Here is a 19,595-nt window from a genome sequence, read left to right on the forward strand (position 1 = left end):
GGGGATAACAAATGAATGATTTTTTTAGATTTGATACTGATGAAGAACGGCGGGCGTTATTAATCAGAGCAAGGAAAGTCGCTTTATCTGCAATTCGAAAGTATGACGTAGAATGGGATAACATCCAGTTTATTCAACTATCCGGCGATACGATCACGTATAAAATTGAAACCAGTACAGATAACAATTATTTACTTCGCATTCATTCGGACCGATTAAGCAGAGAGGAAATTCGTTCGGAACTCTTACTGTTACAAGCACTGAACAAATCGAAAGATCTAAATGTACCAGAAGGGGTGGCAAATTGTGATGGTATTTATGTATTGGACATCGAAACAGAGACAGGATATAAGCGCCCTTATATAACGATGATGCGATGGATAGAGGGTGAAAAAGCAGCAGGTGAATTTACAGATAGTCAAGCATATAATATGGGTGTATTGATGAGCAGGCTCCATGCAGCAGCAAAGGATTTCAATCCACCTTCTGATTTTGTAAGACCTACTTGGGGAGTAGAAAGTTTTAAACGTGAAATGGCTAAGTTGGAACGTTACTATGAGCGTTTTTTATCCGAAGAGGGATGGAAGCTGTATCAAGATGCAGCTGAGAAGGTTGTATCCCAACTTACCACGATGCATCCAAGTGAACATAACTATGGGCTCATTCATGCTGATTTACATACCGGTAATATGGTTTTTGAGGATAATCAACCCTATCCGATTGATTTTGGAAGATGTGGGTACGGATATTATCTCTACGATATGGCAGGCACCATATTGGAGCTTTGGCCAAAGCATCGATGGATGCTTATCCAAGGTTATGAGAGTATTAGGAAGTTGGAAACCGACTATATTCGGGATCTGGAATGTTTTTTTGTCATGTTCATGATCGAGAACTGCTGCCATCACGCCTCTGATCCAAGAGAAACAACCAGTTTAATCGATGAACAAAAATATGCCCAAGCATACATAAGAGAATATTTAAATGGTAATCCATTTTTATTCGAAGTGATCGAGCCTGTAAATGTGGATTAATACTAACCGATATCGGGCTAAAATAATGATATCTTATGGTGATGATTTACAATAGGTCGCTGTTTAGAGTGTTTGTTCATAACATGCTATGCCAATCTGGAAACAAGCCATGACCTGCACGTTTATTTTGCTGATCCATATTCGTCTTGGCAACGCGGTTCCAATGAGAATGCGAATGGATTGCTTCGAGAGTTTTTCCCGAAAGGCACCGATCTCGCTCAAGTCGAGGATGAAGATCTTGCCAGTTCACTAGATCTAATAAACCACAGACCACGAAAATGCTTGGGTTGGAGAACCGCTCACGAATCTTTCACAGAGGAACTGTCGCACTTGGTTTGACAATCTGTCATTTAAAAGAAAATTCATCAAAAAAAGCTCCCCATCTCGTGCAGAATGCACGTGGCGGGGAGCTTTTCTATGTTAATGCATCAGCTTAATTGTTAATGCAATTAAGCTTTTTTCATCATTTGACGCAATACAGTTTGCAGGATACCACCGTTGTGGTAGTAGTCTACGTCAACCATGCTGTCCAGACGAGCGATAACAGGGAAGTCGAACTTGGTTCCGTCTTCGCGGGTTACCGTAACGGTCAACTCTTGTCCAGGCTTCACATCATTGCTGAGGCCTGTAATGTCATACGTTTCACGTCCGTTCAGACCCAGGCTGGACCAGCCGTGGCCTTCCTGGAATTGCAGTGGCATTACGCCCATGCCCACCAGGTTACTGCGGTGGATACGCTCGAAGCTTTCTGCGATAACGGCTTTAACGCCGAGCAGGAATGTACCTTTAGCCGCCCAGTCACGGGAGCTGCCTGTACCATACTCTTTACCTGCAATAACGATCAGGTTCTGACCTTCGTCTTGATACTTCATGGAAGCATCGTAGATGGACATCTCTTCATCTGTTGGCAGGTACTTCGTAATACCACCTTCCGTACCCGGAGCCACCTGGTTACGAATACGAATGTTGGCAAACGTACCGCGCATCATGACCTCATGGTTACCACGGCGTGAGCCGTAGGAGTTGAAGTCTTTGCGCTCAACGCCATGCTCTTTCAGGTACAATCCGGCTGGACTGGTTGTAGCAATGTTACCCGCTGGAGAGATGTGGTCCGTTGTTACGGAGTCACCAAGCAAGGCCATAACACGTGCAGAGCGGATGTCTGCAATATCAGTCAGCTTATCGCCAAGGTTTTGGAAGAACGGCGGGTTCTGAATGTACGTGGAGTTTGGATCCCACTCATACAGTTCGCCTTCCGGTACAGGAATGTTATTCCAGCGCTCATTGGCTGTAAATACATTCTCGTATTTGTTGCGGAACATCTGAGCATTCAGTGAGCTTGCAATGGCATCCTTGATTTCCTCGGAGCTAGGCCAGAGGTCTTTCAGGAAGACAGGCTCGTTATTCGTATCATAACCGATTGGATCGGTAGCAAAATCAATATTGACCGTTCCCGCGAGAGCGTAAGCTACCACGAGTGGAGGAGAAGCCAAATAGTTGGCTTTTACCTGAGCATGTACACGGCCTTCGAAGTTACGGTTACCGGACAATACAGCCGCTACAGTCATATCGTTTTCGGCAATCGCTTCGCTTACTTCGTCTGGCAGTGGACCGGAGTTACCGATACAAGTTGCACAGCCGTAACCGGCAACGTTAAATCCGAGCTGGTCGAGGTAAACGTTCAGGCCTGATTTTTCGAGATACTCGGTAACAACGAGGGAACCTGGAGTCAAGCTGCTTTTTACGTAGCCTGGTTTGGTCAGACCGCGCTCAACTGCTTTTTTCGCAAGTAGACCCGCTCCGAGCATAACGCTTGGGTTGGATGTGTTGGTGCAGCTAGTGATGGCTGCAATCACAACCGCGCCTGCTTTCAGTTCACTAGTGGAACCGTCAGGGTGCTTCACAGGCACTGTTTCTTCAATCTTCTCATCGCTCAGTCCGTATCCGCCTTTATCGACCGGAGTACGAATGATGCTGTTGAAGCTTTCTTTCATTTGCGTCAGTTCGATGCGGTCCTGTGGACGCTTAGGACCTGCAAGACTCGGTACCACGGAAGCGAGATCCAGCTCAATCACGTCGGTGAATTCTGGATCAACCGTGCTGGAAGTCCGGAACATGCCTTGTGCTTTGTAATAAGCTTCAACCAGATCCACTTGCTCGTCGGAACGTCCTGTACTGCGCATGTAGTTCAATGTCTCGCTATCGACAGGGAAGAAACCAATCGTAGCGCCGTATTCCGGTGCCATGTTGGCAACAGTCGCACGGTCAGCGAGGCTGATGTTGGCAAGGCCTGGACCGTAGAACTCGACAAATTTGCCGACTACGCCTTTTTTACGAAGCATTTGAGTGACAGTGAGTGCCAGATCCGTAGCTGTTGCGCCTTCGCTCAGGCTGCCTGTCAATTTGAAACCGATAACGTCAGGTGTTACAAAATACAGTGGTTGACCAAGCATTCCTGCTTCGGCCTCAATTCCACCAACACCCCAACCAACAACGCCGAGTCCGTTGATCATGGTGGTGTGGGAGTCCGTACCTACGAGGGAATCCGGGAACACGACGGTTTCGCCGTCAACCGTTTTGGTTGCAGCGACAGAAGCCAGGTACTCCAGGTTAACTTGGTGAACGATCCCTGTGGATGGTGGTACAGCACGGAAGTTGTTGAATGCCGTTTGTGCCCAGCGCAGGAAGCGGTAACGCTCTTCGTTACGCTCGAATTCAACCTTGATGTTGTAGTCGAGAGCGTCATTGGTTCCGAATGCGTCAACCATAACGGAGTGGTCGATAACGAGGTCAACCGGCACGAGCGGGTTGATCTGTTTTGGATCGCCGCCAGCCTTTTTCACCGTATCGCGCATCGCAGCAAGATCCACGACAACCGGTACGCCAGTGAAGTCCTGCAGGACGATACGTGCAGGGATAAATGGAATTTCCTTGTTATTGTCACGGCCTTCTGCCCAGCCGGTAAGTTGTTTCACATGTTCTTCGGTAATTGCACGTCCGTCGAACTGACGAACTGCTGCTTCGAGCAGCACTTTAATGGAGAAGGGAAGCTTGGAAAGGTCGCCGTAGCCGCCTTCCTGAAGAGCATCGAGACTGTAGTAGCGGTAAGACTTGCCTCCGACCTCAAGACTGCGGGCTGCGGAGAAATGGTTCTTGGCTGACATACATGTACCTCCTTAAAATGTGTCGGTGAGATGAAGATAAAGTTCATTTAAGTGGAAGAACAGGCCTTCATCGTTCCGTGTCCTTGTTCGTAGTTTCATCAGATGAAACGTAATTTCATAATTGCAACTTTAGTATTAAGTATACCGTTTTCACCTCCGTACGTAAAGGGCTTTTTGCCTGTCCAAACAAGCTTTACGAACAATGAAGGCGTTTTCGTGAATATTGCCTTGTTACGATACTTCCTGCTGCCCAAGTCTCCAATTTTCGGCACTCGAGCCTTGAGCGGAACACATACAACTGGTATACGTCTCATATGAATAGAAGTAGTTTACACAGCTGAATTTTCCAGAGAGAACTTCAAGTGCCAAAGGGGGACACAGGCTTGGAAAGGGAATGGAAGAGTGCCTTATACACCTATGTGAACCAGTACAACCGATGCGAAATCGACTATCGTCCACAGACGAGCGAGCGGATTGTCACGGATTCGGCATTTGTGCTGGAGCGGGGAGAGCGTATGGCCAGACTGGACGATTGGTATCGTAAACGGCGTGCAGTGCCTCTTCGCAGCGAGACCAGTGCCAAGCTTGTGCGAACGGTTACGGAAGGTCCGGAAGAATCGGTGGTGGATATTCAACTTTACAGCAGGCTTTTCTACGAGAAAAGTGGAATCACCCACCGGGAGGATCGGATTGAGAGGGAACGGTTGACCTTTATTAGGCAGGGTGGAACCTGGATGATTGGACGGGTCGAAAGAGAAGTTCCGGAGCGGCGTCCGGCAGGGGAAGGGAGACCCTTTCAGCAAGCGGATTTTGTACAGGCGATTAATCGGCCACTGCTGAACAGGGAAGTGCTTGGCCAGGGAAGAAGTTCAAGGCAGCAATTATACCGGCGGGACCTGGCTGTTGCTTATGCAGATCGGTGGTGGAATGCGGGAAACCCCGCATTTGAGGAATTCGAGGTAGACTGCACCAATTACGTCTCCCAATGTCTCTTTGCAGGGGGAGCACCCATCCACTATACTGGTAGAAGAGAAGCGGGCTGGTGGTACAAAGGTTATGTGAACAGCACTGAAATGTGGAGCTACAGCTGGGCCGTATCCAACAGTCTGGAGCGTTATCTGGGAAGCAGCAGCTGGGGGCTGACAGCAACCGAAGTTGATCGTCCGGAGCAGCTCATGCTCGGAGATGTCATTCTCTACGATTGGGACGGAGACGGCAGGTTTCAGCATAGTACTGTTGTGACTGCCTTCGATGCGGGGGGCATGCCGCTTGTCAATGCACATACGGTCAGCAGTCGCCACCGCTATTGGGATTACCGGGATTCTTACGCTTGGACGGAGCGGACGGTGTACCGGCTTTTTCATATTGCTGATGAGTTCTAATGTAGCAAGATGTACAGGGATTTGGTGACGTGGACATTCAGTTCCATGTAAAATAAGCCCTAGGAATAGAATAAAATTGATGCTGATTATACAGGTATGACGGCATCATGCACAGATAATCGGAGGTTACGCATGAGCATGGATAAATTAACAGTTGGCGTCGTTTACGGCGGAAAATCAGGAGAACACGAAGTATCGCTGCAAACGGCGTTTGCTGTAACGAACGCTTTTGATTATGAAAAATATGAATTGGTTCCTTTCTATATCTCCAAGCAGGGGACATGGAAAAAGGGAGCTGTGATGCACGCGCCATTCGCGCAGATTGAGGATCTGAAGCTGGAGCATGCAGCAGGTGGAACCCAGGAAGCGCTGAACGCGTTGTTTGCACGTCTGTATGGCGGAGAAGATGCACTGGACGTTATGTTCCCGCTGCTGCACGGCACGTTTGGTGAGGATGGTACGATTCAGGGGATGTTCGAGATGGCGGATATGCCTTATGTGGGTGCAGGTGTACTGGCTTCAGCAGGCGGTATGGACAAAGTGGTCATGAAAAAGCTGTTTGCGCAGGCTGGAATCGACCAGTGTGCCTTTACTTATTTTAATGCGACCCAGTGGAAGCAGACCGAGTATGACATGATCCTGCAAGTGGAGGAACAGCTGGGTTACCCGTGCTTCATCAAACCGGCGAACCTCGGCTCCAGCGTAGGGATCTCCAAAGCACGCAACCGGGATGAACTGAAGACAGCCGTCGAATTTGCACTGCGATACGACACGAAGGTTGTTATTGAGGAGTTTGTTGAGGCACGCGAAGTGGAAGTGAGTGTACTTGGCAATGATGAGCCGATGGCCTCGGTGCCAGGAGAAATCGTATCCTCTGGTGAATATTATGACTATGCAGCCAAGTATATTGATGGCCAATCACAGATGCTGATTCCCGCTCCGCTGGATTCCGAAGCCGCTGATCGTATCCGTGAGTCAGCCTTGCAGGCATTCCGTGCGATTGAAGGCAATGGTATTTCCCGGGCAGATTTCTTCATTCGTAAATCGGATGGTGCATTGCTTATTAATGAAGTAAACACAATGCCTGGCTTTACTCCGTACAGCATGTATCCGTTGCTGTGGCGTGAGACGGGTGTATCGTATGCGGAACTGCTGGATCGTATGATTGAGCTGGCATTGGAGCGTTACAACCGCAAGCAAGCGCTGAACTATGAGAACGGCGTGCAGGCTTAAATTTCTAGTGTTCGAATTGTTAGTTACACTTTAACGTAGCAGACTACACAAGGAGGGGTATGGATGGGATTTCAGACTGAATTCAATTCCGTATGCAAATTCAAGAGCGAGCAGGAGCTGTTTGAACTGCTGGAATACGGCCGCGGCAAAATGGTAAAACAGGGCTTTCGGGTCTTTCCGACCGGACAGAAGGTTATTGCCTATACGCCTGATAACGTGGCTGTAGCCATCGTCAAGATCGTTGCTTCCATTGCAGAGATCAACTTCCAAGGACAGGAAGTAACGGAAGTGGAGATGCAGCTTATTCGCAAGTTGAACGAGGAAGAATCCCGTGTTCAGACTGCACTTGCGGACGAAATGTTCTTTGGGGAGCAGGCACAGGGGTAAACCTTACTTCATCTTATGGGACCAATGAACGGAATTGTTAGGCGAGCGATTACGGACTTTCTTTTAGGGTAAAACTTGGTTATATACAGTGACCGGAAAACCTGACGGCAGCAGATGCCAGGCAGGAATTCCGCCCTAATAGAGAGGAAGAACACCATGCTTGTACGTTTTGGTTATGTGGCGATGTCTGTACTGGTCGAGAATGCATCTCCTTCCCGCACGATGACCATGGCCAGCTTCAAGAAAATTGATGACAGGGAGGCAGCCATTCGCAAGCTGGAACGGATTGCAGCCGAGAATTTGCATAATACGTTACGGTTGCTTAGACATAACAAGGGCAGCCATATTCATGTATATCGTTTCTCTTCCAAATTAATTCCGCTGGCGACACATGAGGATCTGATGGATTGGGATCCATTCCCGGCCCTCCAGTCCGATTTTGCTGCCATTGGTGATTTCGTGAAGGAGAACGGAATGCGCGTATCCTTCCATCCCGACCATTTTACCGTTCTAAGTACGCCGCGGGAGGAAGTGCTCCGGAACTCCATGCGTGACCTTCGTCATCATGTGCGGATGCTGGATGCCATGGGACTGAATGCCACTGCCAAAAATAATATACATATTGGTGGTGCATACGGGGACAAGCCTATTGCAGCGCTGCGCTTTGAAGAGAATTTTCTGAAGCTTGATCGGGATATCCAGGAACGGTTGACCCTCGAAAATGATGATAAAACATTCAACGTTTCCGAAACGCTGGCCGTATGTCAGCATCTGGGACTGCCGATGGTGCTGGATATTCATCATCAGTGGGTCAATAATGAAGGCGAACAGCCATGGGATATGTGGTCTGACATATGGAAGACGTGGCAGTCGCCGCTGGCACAGGCGGACTCCCCTGCAGACCGGCCATTACCGCCGAAAATTCACGTATCCAGTCCGAAGAGCGAGAAGGACATCCGCGGACATGCCGATGGCGTTGAAGTAGAGCCTCTGTTATCCTTTTTACGTCATATTGCTGCAGATACGCCGGAACTTGATGTCATGATCGAGGCGAAGCGCAAGGATGAAGCCCTGGTGCAGCTCATGCAGAAGCTGGCCTTCTACCACGAAGAAGGCGTGGAATGGGTGGACGAATCTACAGTCATTATCCATCCCTAGAGCCAAAAGGGGCCTGGGCAGCAAGAAACTTTACAACCGGTGAGGCGTATACTTTTAACAAGTATTTTAACTTTTCGTAGATTGATATAGAAAGTAGAGTGAACGCTTTGAATGAGAAGGAAAAAACACCTTATGTCGTGACGAGCAAAAGCTATACTGCTGTTGCCATTAATGCAGCTTCCAAAGCAGGTGAATGGATCAAGAGCCGTCTCGGAACCATAGGCGAGCCTGGAACCAAATATTCGCCGCAGGATCTTGTTACCGAAGTGGACAAAGGAGCGGAGCAGATGATCCGCCGTCTGATTCTAACCCACTTTCCGGGCCATGCCATTCTCGGTGAAGAGGGTGTTGAACCTGGACCGGAAGCTTCAGCCAAAGCACTGAAAGATGCTCAGGAGGAAGAATTCCTCTGGATCGTGGACCCAGTGGACGGAACAACGAATTTTGTCCATGGATTTCCGTTTTATTCGGTGTCTATCGCCCTGGCTCATCATGGTGAAGTCATTGTAGGGGTCATTTACGATCCTTCCAGAGACGAACTGTTTGTAGCTGAAAAAGGAAAAGGTGCATACGTCCACGGCAACCGAATGGCTGTATCCAATGAACAGAGCCTCGGCCAGAGCCTGGTCGCAGTGGGCTTCCCGGCAGATACTACCTATGCCCTGCCAGTCAACATGGCAGCTGTACAGGCTCTTGCACCGCAAGTACGAAGCCTGCGTGCAGGTGGATCAGCAGCGCTGCATTTGGCATACGTTGCTGCAGGTCGCCTCAGTGCATACACCGAAGTTGGACTGAAACCGTGGGATATCGCTGCAGGTGCCCTGCTCGTTGAGGAATCCGGGGGCAAGGTCACCGATACCATGGGTACACCTTATCAGTTGTCTGTCAGTCATGTGGTTGCCACGAACGGCAAAATTCATGATGCACTGACTGATGTACTCAAGGATGCCAAAGCTACCGGCCTGGAGTGAGTTTATTAATTTCTTAAATGATTTAACAAACTTATATTGTACATGAACGAGGGGCAGAAAAAATCTGGAGAAGCGAAGCGTTCGCCTTTATCCCCGAATTTTTCCCTTTGAAAAGAAAATAAGAAAATTTGGGGATAACAGCGATCGGAAGATTGTTCTGGCCATCGAAGTGTAGTGCAATAGTATTTGCTCGTGCATTATGAACTTAATTAAAGGAGCGATGAACGATGGATGAATCCAAGGAACTGGAACGACGTTTGAGTGAAATGCTGACTGAAGGGGAGATGGAAGAGTCCGGCGACGCGGACAAGCGTGAACGCCAGCTGATTCCTCCCAAATATGAGGTGCGCATTCAGACGGAAACGGACCCAATTGTCCAGGAAACGTTGATGTACCGGAATATGGCACGTGAAGTGGACGATCGCTATGATCGTTATCTGGAACGTTCTGCCGAGAAAAATAACTCCGCAGATACGGAAAAGAAAGACCACTAAACCACCGTTTAAACCACTGCTGTAACAAGCGAAACAAAGCTAGGATCATAGGTTAACAGGCTTCCCGCAGAGGGGAGTCTGTTGTTTTGTGAGCAGGCTGATGTCCGTACGACATCTCTACTTTTTAATGCTAGAATAGAAATATGGTGAACTTCTGCCACCGGAGAAGAATCTGTGTAATAAAGTTCAAGTTATTATCTTATAGATGTGAGAAAAAGGAGTGTTCCCACGAATGAAGCGTACACGTACATGGAATAACACGTCGGCTGCATTGACAGCATGCATGCTGGCTGGATTGCTGTTTGCATCAACGTCATTACCGGCACATGCAGCGGATACAAGCACCAGCACATTACCTGCCGGTACAACAACGGCAGCCGCCAATGTGAAAAAGGATGCTGCAGCTGTAACGAAGGAGTTCAGAATCGTTACTTTGGGAGATTCGATTACGGTAGGATATGAGCCGAATGCTAAGGGCCTCCCTTATGGTTATGTAGAGCGCTTGCAGGAGCAAGGGCTGCTCCATGGCCGTACTCAGGTGGATAACTATGGTATAGCCGGCTTGAAGAGTATTGGATTGAAGAACTTTACTTCTGCAATAAATGAAGGCAAAACATTAACCTCTGAAGCCATTCAGCCGAGTTTGCCAGATCCAAGAGCCGGGCAGATGGGAGCCAACATAGCTGCAATCCGCGAGAGCGTAGCAGGAGCCAATCTCATCGCGATTACCATTGGAGGCAATGATGTATCCGAACTGCTGGGTACAGCGAGTACCCTAAGTGACTCGGAATTGGAAGCTAAGGTGAAGGAGCTGCTGGCAGCGTATACCGCGAATGTCAGCGAGGTAATCAATACAATTCATGTCATTAATCCCGACGCCGAAATTGTCATTGCCGACCAGTACCAGCCTATGCCTGAAGTAGCAGGAAAAGCATTATATGCCAAGCTCATGGAAGCATCCGAAGGTTTTACGGCAACCATTGACGGCATTGCATCCCAATTCACCGCACAGGGGATGGATGTAAAAGTGGCACATGTAGCCAAGGAGTTTGTTGGCGGTGAGGGAACCATGACACATATGATCAAGGATCGTGATTTTCATCCGAATCAGTTTGGTTACGAAGCGATCGCCAAGGTCTTTGCAGAAACGATCTGGGGCGATTATACCAAACTGGCCGTGCCTGCAGCAGGTGAACCGATGAACATCATCGTTAGCGGCAAAACGTTAAACACGCCGTATAAACCCATCATTCGCAATGGGAAAAATTTTGTGGCGATTCAGGACATCGTGAACGCTGTAGGGGCTACCACGGTTTGGGACAATAAAACCTCTACGGCAACCATTACATACGGAGACCGTAAGGTCGCTGTGAAGATTGGTGCAAGTGCGGTTCAGGTAAATGGCGCATCTGTTGCCGTAGATACACCTGCGTTCCTGAACAAGGTGGGCAAGGAGTCCAAAACGTATGTGCCACTGGCCATGATAGCTGAAGGGCTTGGCTTTGATGTGCAATATGTGGCGAAGTTGAAGACTGTATTCGTTAATCCGTAAGCCAATGTGAAGTTATTCTATTCGAGAAGCCGGGTTGATCTAACGATCAATCCGGCTTCTTTTCGAAGTGCCTTTGAATAGGACGCTATATGTTGCATAAATATGACTTGTCATCTGCCCATGGATGTGTAAATATGAAAATAACTTACAGTAGAACGAGACTCTCACACCTGCCTGCACCCTTCGCGGGGCCAAAGGAGCGCTTTGGATGAGAAAAATTAAGAACGCTTTCACATCGCTGCCGATCCATCACAAAACCATTCTTCTCATCGGATTTTTGATGCTGATCAGCTTCACGTTTTATGTTTCTGTCCTAGGATATGTATTCAAAATCTATGATCGTCAAATCTATGAGAAGTCGTCCCAGGTACTGAATATGTCTTCCGTAGGCATCGAGAATCAGCTGCGCGAAATCGCCAACCTTTCCTTCAAGGTCATGTCGGACGAGGCGCTCCAGCAGTATCTTCTGCAGTTGGATAAGGCGGAATCCGGATACGAGAAAAACGGGCTGCTCAAAAAAATAACCAACCGACTTGTCGCATATGCAGGATCAGAGAAGTACATCTATTCCATGATATTTATCGATAATGATCATAATGTTATGGCTGCGGGAAACCGTGAGGGAATATCGGAGTCCATGCAGACGGAACTGATTGCACTCGGACAGCAATATTCAGGATCCAATGCATGGTATACGAGTGGAGATCAGCAAGCCAGGCTGATATCAGTTAGGCAGGTCAAGTCTTTTACAGGTGGGGCCTTTACCTTGGAGAAGCTGGGAACGCTGATTATTCGTGTACGGCTGGATCGTATAGTTCAGGATCAGATGCAGCACCCCGCTGAGGACTCGCAGCTGCTGATTACGGATGGACGAGAGGTGATCTATCCCACGCAGTCATCAGTGACCGATTCCGAGTTGGAATCCGAATTGAAGCGGACCCAGCCTTATGGGATTGCCATGTTTGAACAGGGGAGAAATTTCGTCGCTCGTGCGCATTCGTCCTATACGAATTGGGTGTACCTTTATATGACGCCGTTTGATCAGATGTTTAAGCAAATACAGTTTGTCAAACAATTGGTTACTGTCATTTTCTTTATGATTTTGCTGGTGGCACTTGTGTTTGGAGCCAAGCTGTCACGCAGCATTACACAGCCGATTGCCCAGTTGATCAAGAAGATGCGCAACATTGAAAAGGGGGATCTGGATAAGCTGGAGGAGGCTGCTCTGGGCAATGTTCCGGTATCTTCCCAAAATGAAGTTGGGCTGCTCCATCGTACATTCAAAATGATGCTGCAGCGCATCCGAGAACTGATTGACGAGAATTATGCGAAGCAGCTGGTCATTCGGGAGACAGAGTTGAAAGCGCTTCAGGCACAGATCAATCCTCATTTCCTCTATAACACGCTGGAGTCCATTAACTGGTTGGCCAAAGTGCAGAAGCAGCGGCAAATTTCCGAAATGGTCGAGGCACTCGGATTCCTGCTGCGCAGTTCAGTGAATATGTCGGAGAAGTGGATCACGCTGGAAAGGGAGCTGGATATCGTTCGCAGTTATGTGACCATTCAGCGCACGCGATTTGAGGAAAGGCTTGATTTTGATATGGATATCGCTCCTGAGGTGGGGAGTGCACGACTTCCGAAGCTAACGTTACAGCCTTTGGTGGAGAATGCCATTCACTATGCGCTTGAACCAAGTATACACCCGTGCAAAATTCGGATTCGAGCCAGAGCGGAAGATTACAAGATTATCATCGAAGTAGAGGATGACGGACCGGGCATGACCCCGGAGTTTTTGGAGCAATTGCAGGAAGGGCGCATTCAGACAAGAGGGCAAGGCATAGGTTTATCCAACATCCAGGAACGGATCAGGCTGACCTTCGGTGAGGAGGGCAGCATGGTCATGAGCAGCAATCCCGGTGCCGGGACCGTAGTATCGATCAGAATACCTTGGATCAGAGAGGACGATGACGATGTACAAAGTGATGCTCGTAGATGACGAACGTGTGATTTTGGAGGGGATCTCCCAAGTGGTGGATTGGGCAGCAGCCGGTACTGAATTGGTGGACACCGCCAGGAACGGGATTGAGGCATTGGACAAAATCGGGCATTCCAGACCTGATATTATTATTACCGATATATCCATGCCGGGTTTGGATGGACTGGGACTTATAGAAAAGGCTTCTGAAGCCTACCCTGGGCTCCGGTTTATCATGCTATCCGGGTACAAAGAGTTCGAATATGCCCGCCGGGCCATGCAATATGGCGTGAAGCATTACTTGCTGAAGCCCTGCAATGAAAATCAGATTCATGATGCCCTGTCGGAACTGCTTCAAGAGCATCAGGACGCACAGGTAAAAGAGCATGTGGCTGGGGAAATGAAGCAGCGGCTGCAAAGGGTACTTCCCCATGTAAAAGAACAATTTTTGCTCGAGTTCATGACCAATCGGACATATGGTCCGGTCGACCTGGAGTATTATCAGGAGCTGTTCAATCTGAAACTCGAAGCAAGTCAAGTTCGCTTGTTATTGTTCCATATCTCGGACGAACATGACTACAGTCATTTGTTTGCCATCAAGAACATTGCTAGCGATCTGCTGCCGTATGTCTTGTTAAGCACAACCATTGAAGGAAAGCTGCTGATTCTGCTGGAAGATTCGGCTGATTACGCTGACTTAAGGGAGAGAATTGAGGAAGTTAGAGCGGCTTTTACCAGGCTCTATAAATTACAAGTAACGGCTGCACTTAGCGAAGCGGACCACATGGTCCAGTCACGGCGTCTGTATCGTGAGGCGCTGCAATGTCTGAACCATCGCTTTTTCATTGGAGAAGGCAAATTGATCACGAAGAATGATGTAGCCATTGCCGGGGAATGTGAAGGCGTGCATGCCGAGCAGGATGCCGAACAATTGTGCCAACTGATTAAGTCGGGGAATAGCGAGGAAGCCAGTGCCGAAGTTGATCGCCTGTTTGAGCGCTTAGCCGGACAGCAGCTTGATATTGAGGTCACCCGATCTTATGTTGTTCAGCTCTACTCGGCCATGATTCATGTCTGTCCGCCTGAAGAGGCCACGGAGTTTACACAGCGGATGGCAGAGCTTCCTCACATGGATACCTTGTCCGGACTAAAGTCTTTTATCGCCAACAGCACAGCCAATCTGACATCAGGCTATTATAAAAATCATATAAGCCGCCAGTCTTCTGCCGTGGAAAAGATGATGGATATAGTAGATAAACATTACGGTGAAGCTGATCTTTCACTGAATGGTGTTGCCCATCAAATGCTGTATATGAATCCGGACTACCTGGGCAAAATTTTCAAAAAAGTGACAGGAGAAAACTTCTCCAACTACGTGAATCGCCTGCGCATTGAGCGAGCATGTGAGCACATTCGCCGGGGAGGGGACGTCAAGGTATTCGAGCTTGCGGAGCTGTTTGGCTTCGGAGGCAATTCGCAATATTTCAGTCAGGTGTTCAAAAAGTGGACCGGCATGACACCAACAGAATACCGAAGATCCGGCATATAACAATTAGCTGGCGCTCCTTGATCATTGCAAGAGGAGGACAAACAACACCGTGACGGGTGAATGTGGTCCTCCTCTGTTTTTTGAACCAACAAGACGGATTTGTGTATTCAACTCTGGTCGTACATTTGCGAAAATGACAGTATCAAGTTTGTGAAAGCGTTATCAGAAAGGTGAGGATAACCCGTTCACATAACCATATCCACACAAAAAGGGGAGATTGGCATGGTGAAAAAGGCAATATTCCTGATGATGGCAATGCTGCTGGTATTTACGGCGGCATGCAGCTCAGACGGAGAATCGGGAGGAACATCCGCAGATGGCTCGGTGACGCTGCGTATCGCGTGGTGGGGGTCGGATGCACGTCATGAATACACGCAGAAGGTCATTGACTTGTATAAAGAGAAAAATCCGAACGTCAAAATTGACGTCGAGTATGCCTCGTTTGATGACTACTGGAAGAAGCTCGCTCCACAGGCTGCAGCGAATCAGCTGCCAGACATTGTTCAGATGGATATTTCCTACATCAGCCAATATGCACAAAATGGTCAGCTGGAAGATCTGGCACCATACCTTGGGAATCAGATCAAGGTGGATGATGTATCCGAAAACGTCATCAGTACTGGCGTAATCAACGGCAAGCAGTATGGTGTACCTGCCGGGGTTAACGTATTGGGCTTCCATTATGACCCGGCACTGCTCAAAAAAGCAGGAGTGGATACATTCCCGGAAAATCTGACTTGGGAGTCGTACGAAGCGCTGGGTAAACAAACCGCAGAAAAAGGACTGTACCTGGATGGCGGGGTAGCTCCGGATATTTTCTTCCACTACTTCCTGCGGACCAAAGGCTTGTCACTTTACAATGCTGAAGGTACGGGACTTGGGTATGACGATGATAAACTGTTTGTCGAGTTCTTCGGTTTGATGCGTCGCATGATCGAACAAGGAGCAGCGCCTTCGCCGGACATAGCTAACCAAACGAAGGGGATTATCGAGGAATCCGATCTGGTCAAAGGCAAAGGAATCGGAATCTGGCAATGGTCGAACCAGTTTGTAGCCGTACAGCAAGTTGCTGACCGTCCACTGGAGTTTGCTCCTATGCCTGGACCGGACATGGAGAAGGGTCTCTACATGCAACCAAGTATGTACTGGGCAGTCACTTCGAACTCCAAAGTGAAGGAAGAAGCGGCCAAATTCATCGATTTCTGGGTGAACGACGTGGAAGCCAACAAACTGATCAAGGGCGAGCGCGGTGTGCCGATCTCAGGTGCAATCAAAGATGCCATTGCACCTGAACTGAGTGAGCCAACGAAGCAGGTATTTGACTTTGTAGCGGCCATGGAGCCAAAAGCTTCGCCAATGAGTCCGCCACCGCCAGTGGGTTCCCCTGAAGTCATTGCGTCTCTGGCGGATGCTGTTGAGGAACTGAATTTTGGCAGAATTACACCGGAACAGGCAGCGGAGACATTCCGTAAAAACGCTGAAGCGGTTCTGGCCAACAATAAATAACAGTTGAATGATTGCTTGCTCATCCCACCCGGGATGACGGGGACTGGGGCTGCTCGCTAACCGCGAGGGCCTTTCCCCGTCCCAATTGTGAATACCCCGTTTGTCGGAAGCAGGCAGATCAATAAAGGAGGTTCATTCCGTTGAGGCAGTATTCGTCGTTGCGCAGAAACCTGACCGGGTACGCATTTATAAGTCCGTTTATTATCGGATTTTTGGGCTTTACGCTGATTCCAATGTTTGTGTCCTTATACATGTCGTTTACAAGTTATAACCTGTTCACTTCCCCCCGGTGGATTGGGATGGACAACTACACCAAAATGTTTTTTGAAGACCCCAAGTATTGGAACTCGGTTAAGGTAACCTTCCTGTATGTATTCATTGGTGTTCCACTGAGACTGGTTTTCGCACTCTTTGTCGCCATGATCCTGAATACTGGTTCCCGTATGGTCGGGACTTACCGTACCCTGTATTATCTCCCATCCATTATTGGTGGTAGCGTAGCCGTGTCGATCATGTGGCGTAACCTTTTCAGTAATGAAGGTGTAATTAACAGTGCGCTAACCGCAATCGGAATCGGACCTATCAGCTGGTTCGGTGATCCCAATGCATCCCTGGTGATGCTGATCTCGCTGTCCGTCTGGCAGTTCGGTTCGTCCATGTTGATCTTTCTGGCAGGCCTTAAAAATATCTCCCCCGAGATGTATGAGGCTGCAGGTGTGGATGGTGCTAACCCGGTACGCAAATTCTTTAGCATCACATTGCCACTGCTTAGCCCGATCATCCTGTTCAATCTGATTATGCAAACCATCGGTGCATTCATGACCTTTGTACCTGCATACATCATCTCCAAAGGAGAAGGGGGTCCAATGGATGGTACGATGCTGTACTCACTGTACTTGTTCCGTCAGGCCTTTATGTTTAACAATATGGGTTATGCCTCGGCAATGGCCTGGATCATGCTCATCATGATCGGTATCCTCACCGTAGCTGTGTTCTTAACATCCAAGTTCTGGGTATTCTATGAATCTGAAGGAGGGAAGTAAGGATGGTTTGGAGAAATGTAAAGTGGCCGATTTATCATCTGTTCGTTGCAGCTTTAGCCCTCCTGATGCTGTATCCGGTACTTTGGATGTTGTTCAGTTCATTCAAAGAGAGCCGTACCATCTTCGTTACGGCGGAGTCCCTTTTTCCTGCAGAGTGGATCTGGAGCAACTACGTGGATGGCTGGAAAGGTGCGGGCGGAAGACCGTTTATGGACTACATCACCAATTCACTCGTGATCGTAGTCATCTCCACCATTGGTGCCGTGTTATCCTCGTCGCTTATTGCCTTCGGTTTTGCCAGACTTAACTTCAGAGGCCGCAGCTTCTGGTTCTCCCTGATGATGTTGACTCTGATGCTGCCGCATGACGTGGTATTGGTACCGCAATACATTATCTTTACGAAGCTGGGCTGGTTGAATACGATTCTACCGATTGTAGTACCTACATTCTTCGGAATGCCGTTCTTCATCTTCCTGATGGTGCAGTTCATTCGTACGATTCCAAAAGAGCTGGATGAAGCGGCAACGATTGATGGATGTAACAAATTCAGATTATACATCCAGATTATCATGCCGCTGATTAAGTCCTCGCTGGCGACTGCCGCAATCTTCTCCTTCTACTGGAGATGGGAGGATCTTCTGGGGCCGGTACTGTATCTGAACTCACCGGATAAATATACGGTATCCATGGCGCTCAAAATGTTCCTGGATAGCGAGTCAGCCTCCAACTGGGGAGCGATGTTCGCCATGTCCATCGTCAGTCTGATTCCGGTTGTAGCCGTATTCTTCATTTTCCAGAAACAGATTGTACAGGGCATGAGCACCAGCGGACTGAAAGGATAAACTTGATTCACTGTGGATTATCACTTCATCCAAAAGCTTAAACAGGGAGGTTGTTCCTATTGGATAAAGCTCTGGGTAGTCAAGCCGTTGCCACCGAGGCAGCGGCCCGCAATGAAGAGAAGGTTACGCATTGGAAATTTGACTTCGGTCCAGGTGCGGGCATTGAAGGGTACCAGAAAGTGTCAGCCAATAGTATCTACAGGGATACAATCGGGTACGGATTTGAGCCGAATTCCCGTGTTTATGAGAGACAGCGGTTTGGTGAGACAGAAGATTCAGATGTCGTACAGCAAAATCAGGAGTACTCGGGGCAGGCCAATGTGTCTGCCCGATTGCGTTCAAGCTTCTGTATTCCACTCAAGGCATCGTTTATCGTTGATGTGCCGGACGGCACGTATCAGGTACTGCTCATGGCCGGAGATGAGCTCGCTGAGACGGTCACCAGAGTGAAGGCTGGCGAAGGCAGATTGATGCTTCCAACGATCCATACTCTGCCTGGACAATGTGCCGAGGTTCGATTTTCGGTTGTGGTCAGAGGCGGAAGGCTTCGCCTATCCTTCTCCGGTCCGGCCCCGCGGATCAACGCCTTGGAGATTACGCTTGCCAATCAGACGATGACCGTATTTATGGCAGGAGATTCCACAGTGACGGATCAGCCGGAGAGCGGGTACCCTTACTGTGGCTGGGGACAGATGCTGCCCGCCCAATTCAAGCATGATGTTGCCGTTGACAATCACGCACAGTCGGGACGAAGCTCTCGCAGCTTTATCCATGAAGGTCGGTTGGATGCGATCATGAACCTTATCAAGCCAGAGGACTTCCTGTTTATTCAATTCGGACATAATGATGAGAAACCAGACCCGGAGCGGGGAACAGAACCCTTCACAACCTATAAGGATTATTTGAAAAAGTATATTGATGCAGCACGCGGAGCCGGAGCTCGCCCGGTATTGGTGACGCCCGTGCATCGGCGCTTTTTTGCGGACGATGGCACGCTGAACGACACGCATGGTGATTATATTATTGCCGTGCGGGAGCTGGCACAAGAGGAAGATGTTCCGCTAATTGATCTTGCTGAACGCAGCCGTATTCTGTTTGAGCAGGCGGGGATCGAAGGCACCAAGGACGATTTCATGTGGGTGCTTCCGGGTGAATATTTGAACTTCCCGGCAGGCGTGGAGGACAATACACACTTTCAGGAACGCGGTGGACGGCGACTGGCGGCACAAGTAGCGGAAGCGATCCGCGAGCTTAGACTGCAGCCGCTGCAAATGTATTTACGATAGATAGGGCGGAAATATCATG

At 48.8% G+C, this 19,595-nt stretch carries 15 protein-coding genes and 1 pseudogene; 15 read left to right on the top strand and 1 reads right to left on the bottom strand.

Features of this window, described 5'->3' with window-relative positions:
- Positions 1 to 11: 11 nt before the first annotated feature.
- Positions 12 to 1,034 (top strand): phosphotransferase enzyme family protein, encoded by a 1,023-nt coding sequence (locus tag MHB82_RS03140; RefSeq protein WP_341173778.1) that lies wholly within the window; start codon positions 12 to 14, stop codon positions 1,032 to 1,034.
- 81 nt (positions 1,035 to 1,115) lie between these two features.
- A pseudogene (locus tag MHB82_RS03145) lies at positions 1,116 to 1,373 on the top strand (IS30 family transposase); the annotation flags it as partial.
- Between the two features lie 110 nt (positions 1,374 to 1,483).
- Here MHB82_RS03145 and acnA read toward each other — a convergent pair.
- Positions 1,484 to 4,198, bottom strand: a complete 2,715-nt coding sequence (gene acnA / locus MHB82_RS03150) for an aconitate hydratase AcnA (RefSeq protein WP_095362124.1) — start codon at positions 4,196 to 4,198, stop codon at positions 1,484 to 1,486.
- A 383-nt stretch (positions 4,199 to 4,581) separates the two neighbouring features.
- Here acnA and MHB82_RS03155 point away from each other — a divergent pair, with 383 nt between their 5' ends.
- The 13 genes from MHB82_RS03155 to MHB82_RS03215 all read left to right on the top strand — a co-directional run bounded on the left by MHB82_RS03155 (position 4,582) and on the right by MHB82_RS03215 (position 19,576).
- Positions 4,582 to 5,580: an amidase domain-containing protein gene (locus MHB82_RS03155; protein WP_095362125.1), complete on the top strand. Its 999-nt coding sequence runs from the start codon at positions 4,582 to 4,584 to the stop codon at positions 5,578 to 5,580.
- 132 nt (positions 5,581 to 5,712) lie between these two features.
- Positions 5,713 to 6,813 (top strand): D-alanine--D-alanine ligase, encoded by a 1,101-nt coding sequence (locus tag MHB82_RS03160; protein ID WP_341173779.1) that lies wholly within the window; start codon positions 5,713 to 5,715, stop codon positions 6,811 to 6,813.
- A 63-nt stretch (positions 6,814 to 6,876) separates the two neighbouring features.
- Positions 6,877 to 7,200: a hypothetical protein gene (locus tag MHB82_RS03165; protein WP_095362127.1), complete on the top strand. Its 324-nt coding sequence runs from the start codon at positions 6,877 to 6,879 to the stop codon at positions 7,198 to 7,200.
- Between the two features lie 156 nt (positions 7,201 to 7,356).
- Positions 7,357 to 8,358: a UV DNA damage repair endonuclease UvsE gene (uvsE, locus tag MHB82_RS03170; protein ID WP_341173780.1), complete on the top strand. Its 1,002-nt coding sequence runs from the start codon at positions 7,357 to 7,359 to the stop codon at positions 8,356 to 8,358.
- Positions 8,359 to 8,465: 107 nt separating this feature from the next.
- On the top strand, positions 8,466 to 9,329 hold the full coding sequence (locus MHB82_RS03175) for an inositol monophosphatase family protein (protein WP_445671249.1): 864 nt from the start codon (positions 8,466 to 8,468) through the stop codon (positions 9,327 to 9,329).
- A 227-nt stretch (positions 9,330 to 9,556) separates the two neighbouring features.
- Positions 9,557 to 9,823 carry a hypothetical protein gene (locus MHB82_RS03180; protein ID WP_110755431.1) on the top strand — a complete coding sequence of 89 codons (267 nt, stop codon included), beginning with the start codon at positions 9,557 to 9,559 and terminating at the stop codon, positions 9,821 to 9,823.
- A gap of 232 nt (positions 9,824 to 10,055) precedes the next feature.
- A complete protein-coding gene (locus tag MHB82_RS03185; protein ID WP_341173782.1) occupies positions 10,056 to 11,375 on the top strand; it encodes a stalk domain-containing protein in 1,320 nt (439 codons plus the stop codon).
- A 208-nt stretch (positions 11,376 to 11,583) separates the two neighbouring features.
- A complete protein-coding gene (locus tag MHB82_RS03190; protein ID WP_341173783.1) occupies positions 11,584 to 13,371 on the top strand; it encodes a sensor histidine kinase in 1,788 nt (595 codons plus the stop codon).
- Positions 13,346 to 14,899, top strand: a complete 1,554-nt coding sequence (locus MHB82_RS03195; protein WP_095362132.1) for a response regulator transcription factor — start codon at positions 13,346 to 13,348, stop codon at positions 14,897 to 14,899. The genes MHB82_RS03190 and MHB82_RS03195 overlap by 26 nt, the downstream gene beginning before the upstream one ends.
- A 222-nt stretch (positions 14,900 to 15,121) precedes the next feature.
- Positions 15,122 to 16,405, top strand: coding sequence for an ABC transporter substrate-binding protein (locus MHB82_RS03200; RefSeq protein ID WP_095293183.1), 1,284 nt, complete (start codon positions 15,122 to 15,124; stop codon positions 16,403 to 16,405).
- A gap of 140 nt (positions 16,406 to 16,545) precedes the next feature.
- Positions 16,546 to 17,448, top strand: a complete 903-nt coding sequence (locus MHB82_RS03205) for a carbohydrate ABC transporter permease (RefSeq protein ID WP_221192845.1) — start codon at positions 16,546 to 16,548, stop codon at positions 17,446 to 17,448.
- Between the two features lie 2 nt (positions 17,449 to 17,450).
- On the top strand, positions 17,451 to 18,290 hold the full coding sequence (locus tag MHB82_RS03210) for a carbohydrate ABC transporter permease (protein WP_095362134.1): 840 nt from the start codon (positions 17,451 to 17,453) through the stop codon (positions 18,288 to 18,290).
- A 71-nt stretch (positions 18,291 to 18,361) separates the two neighbouring features.
- Positions 18,362 to 19,576: a rhamnogalacturonan acetylesterase gene (locus MHB82_RS03215; RefSeq protein ID WP_341176573.1), complete on the top strand. Its 1,215-nt coding sequence runs from the start codon at positions 18,362 to 18,364 to the stop codon at positions 19,574 to 19,576.
- The last annotated feature ends 19 nt before the right edge of the window (positions 19,577 to 19,595 follow it).

The organism is Paenibacillus sp. FSL K6-2862 (genome assembly GCF_038005125.1).
GTDB classification, from domain to species: Bacteria; Bacillota; Bacilli; order Paenibacillales; family Paenibacillaceae; genus Paenibacillus; species Paenibacillus illinoisensis_A.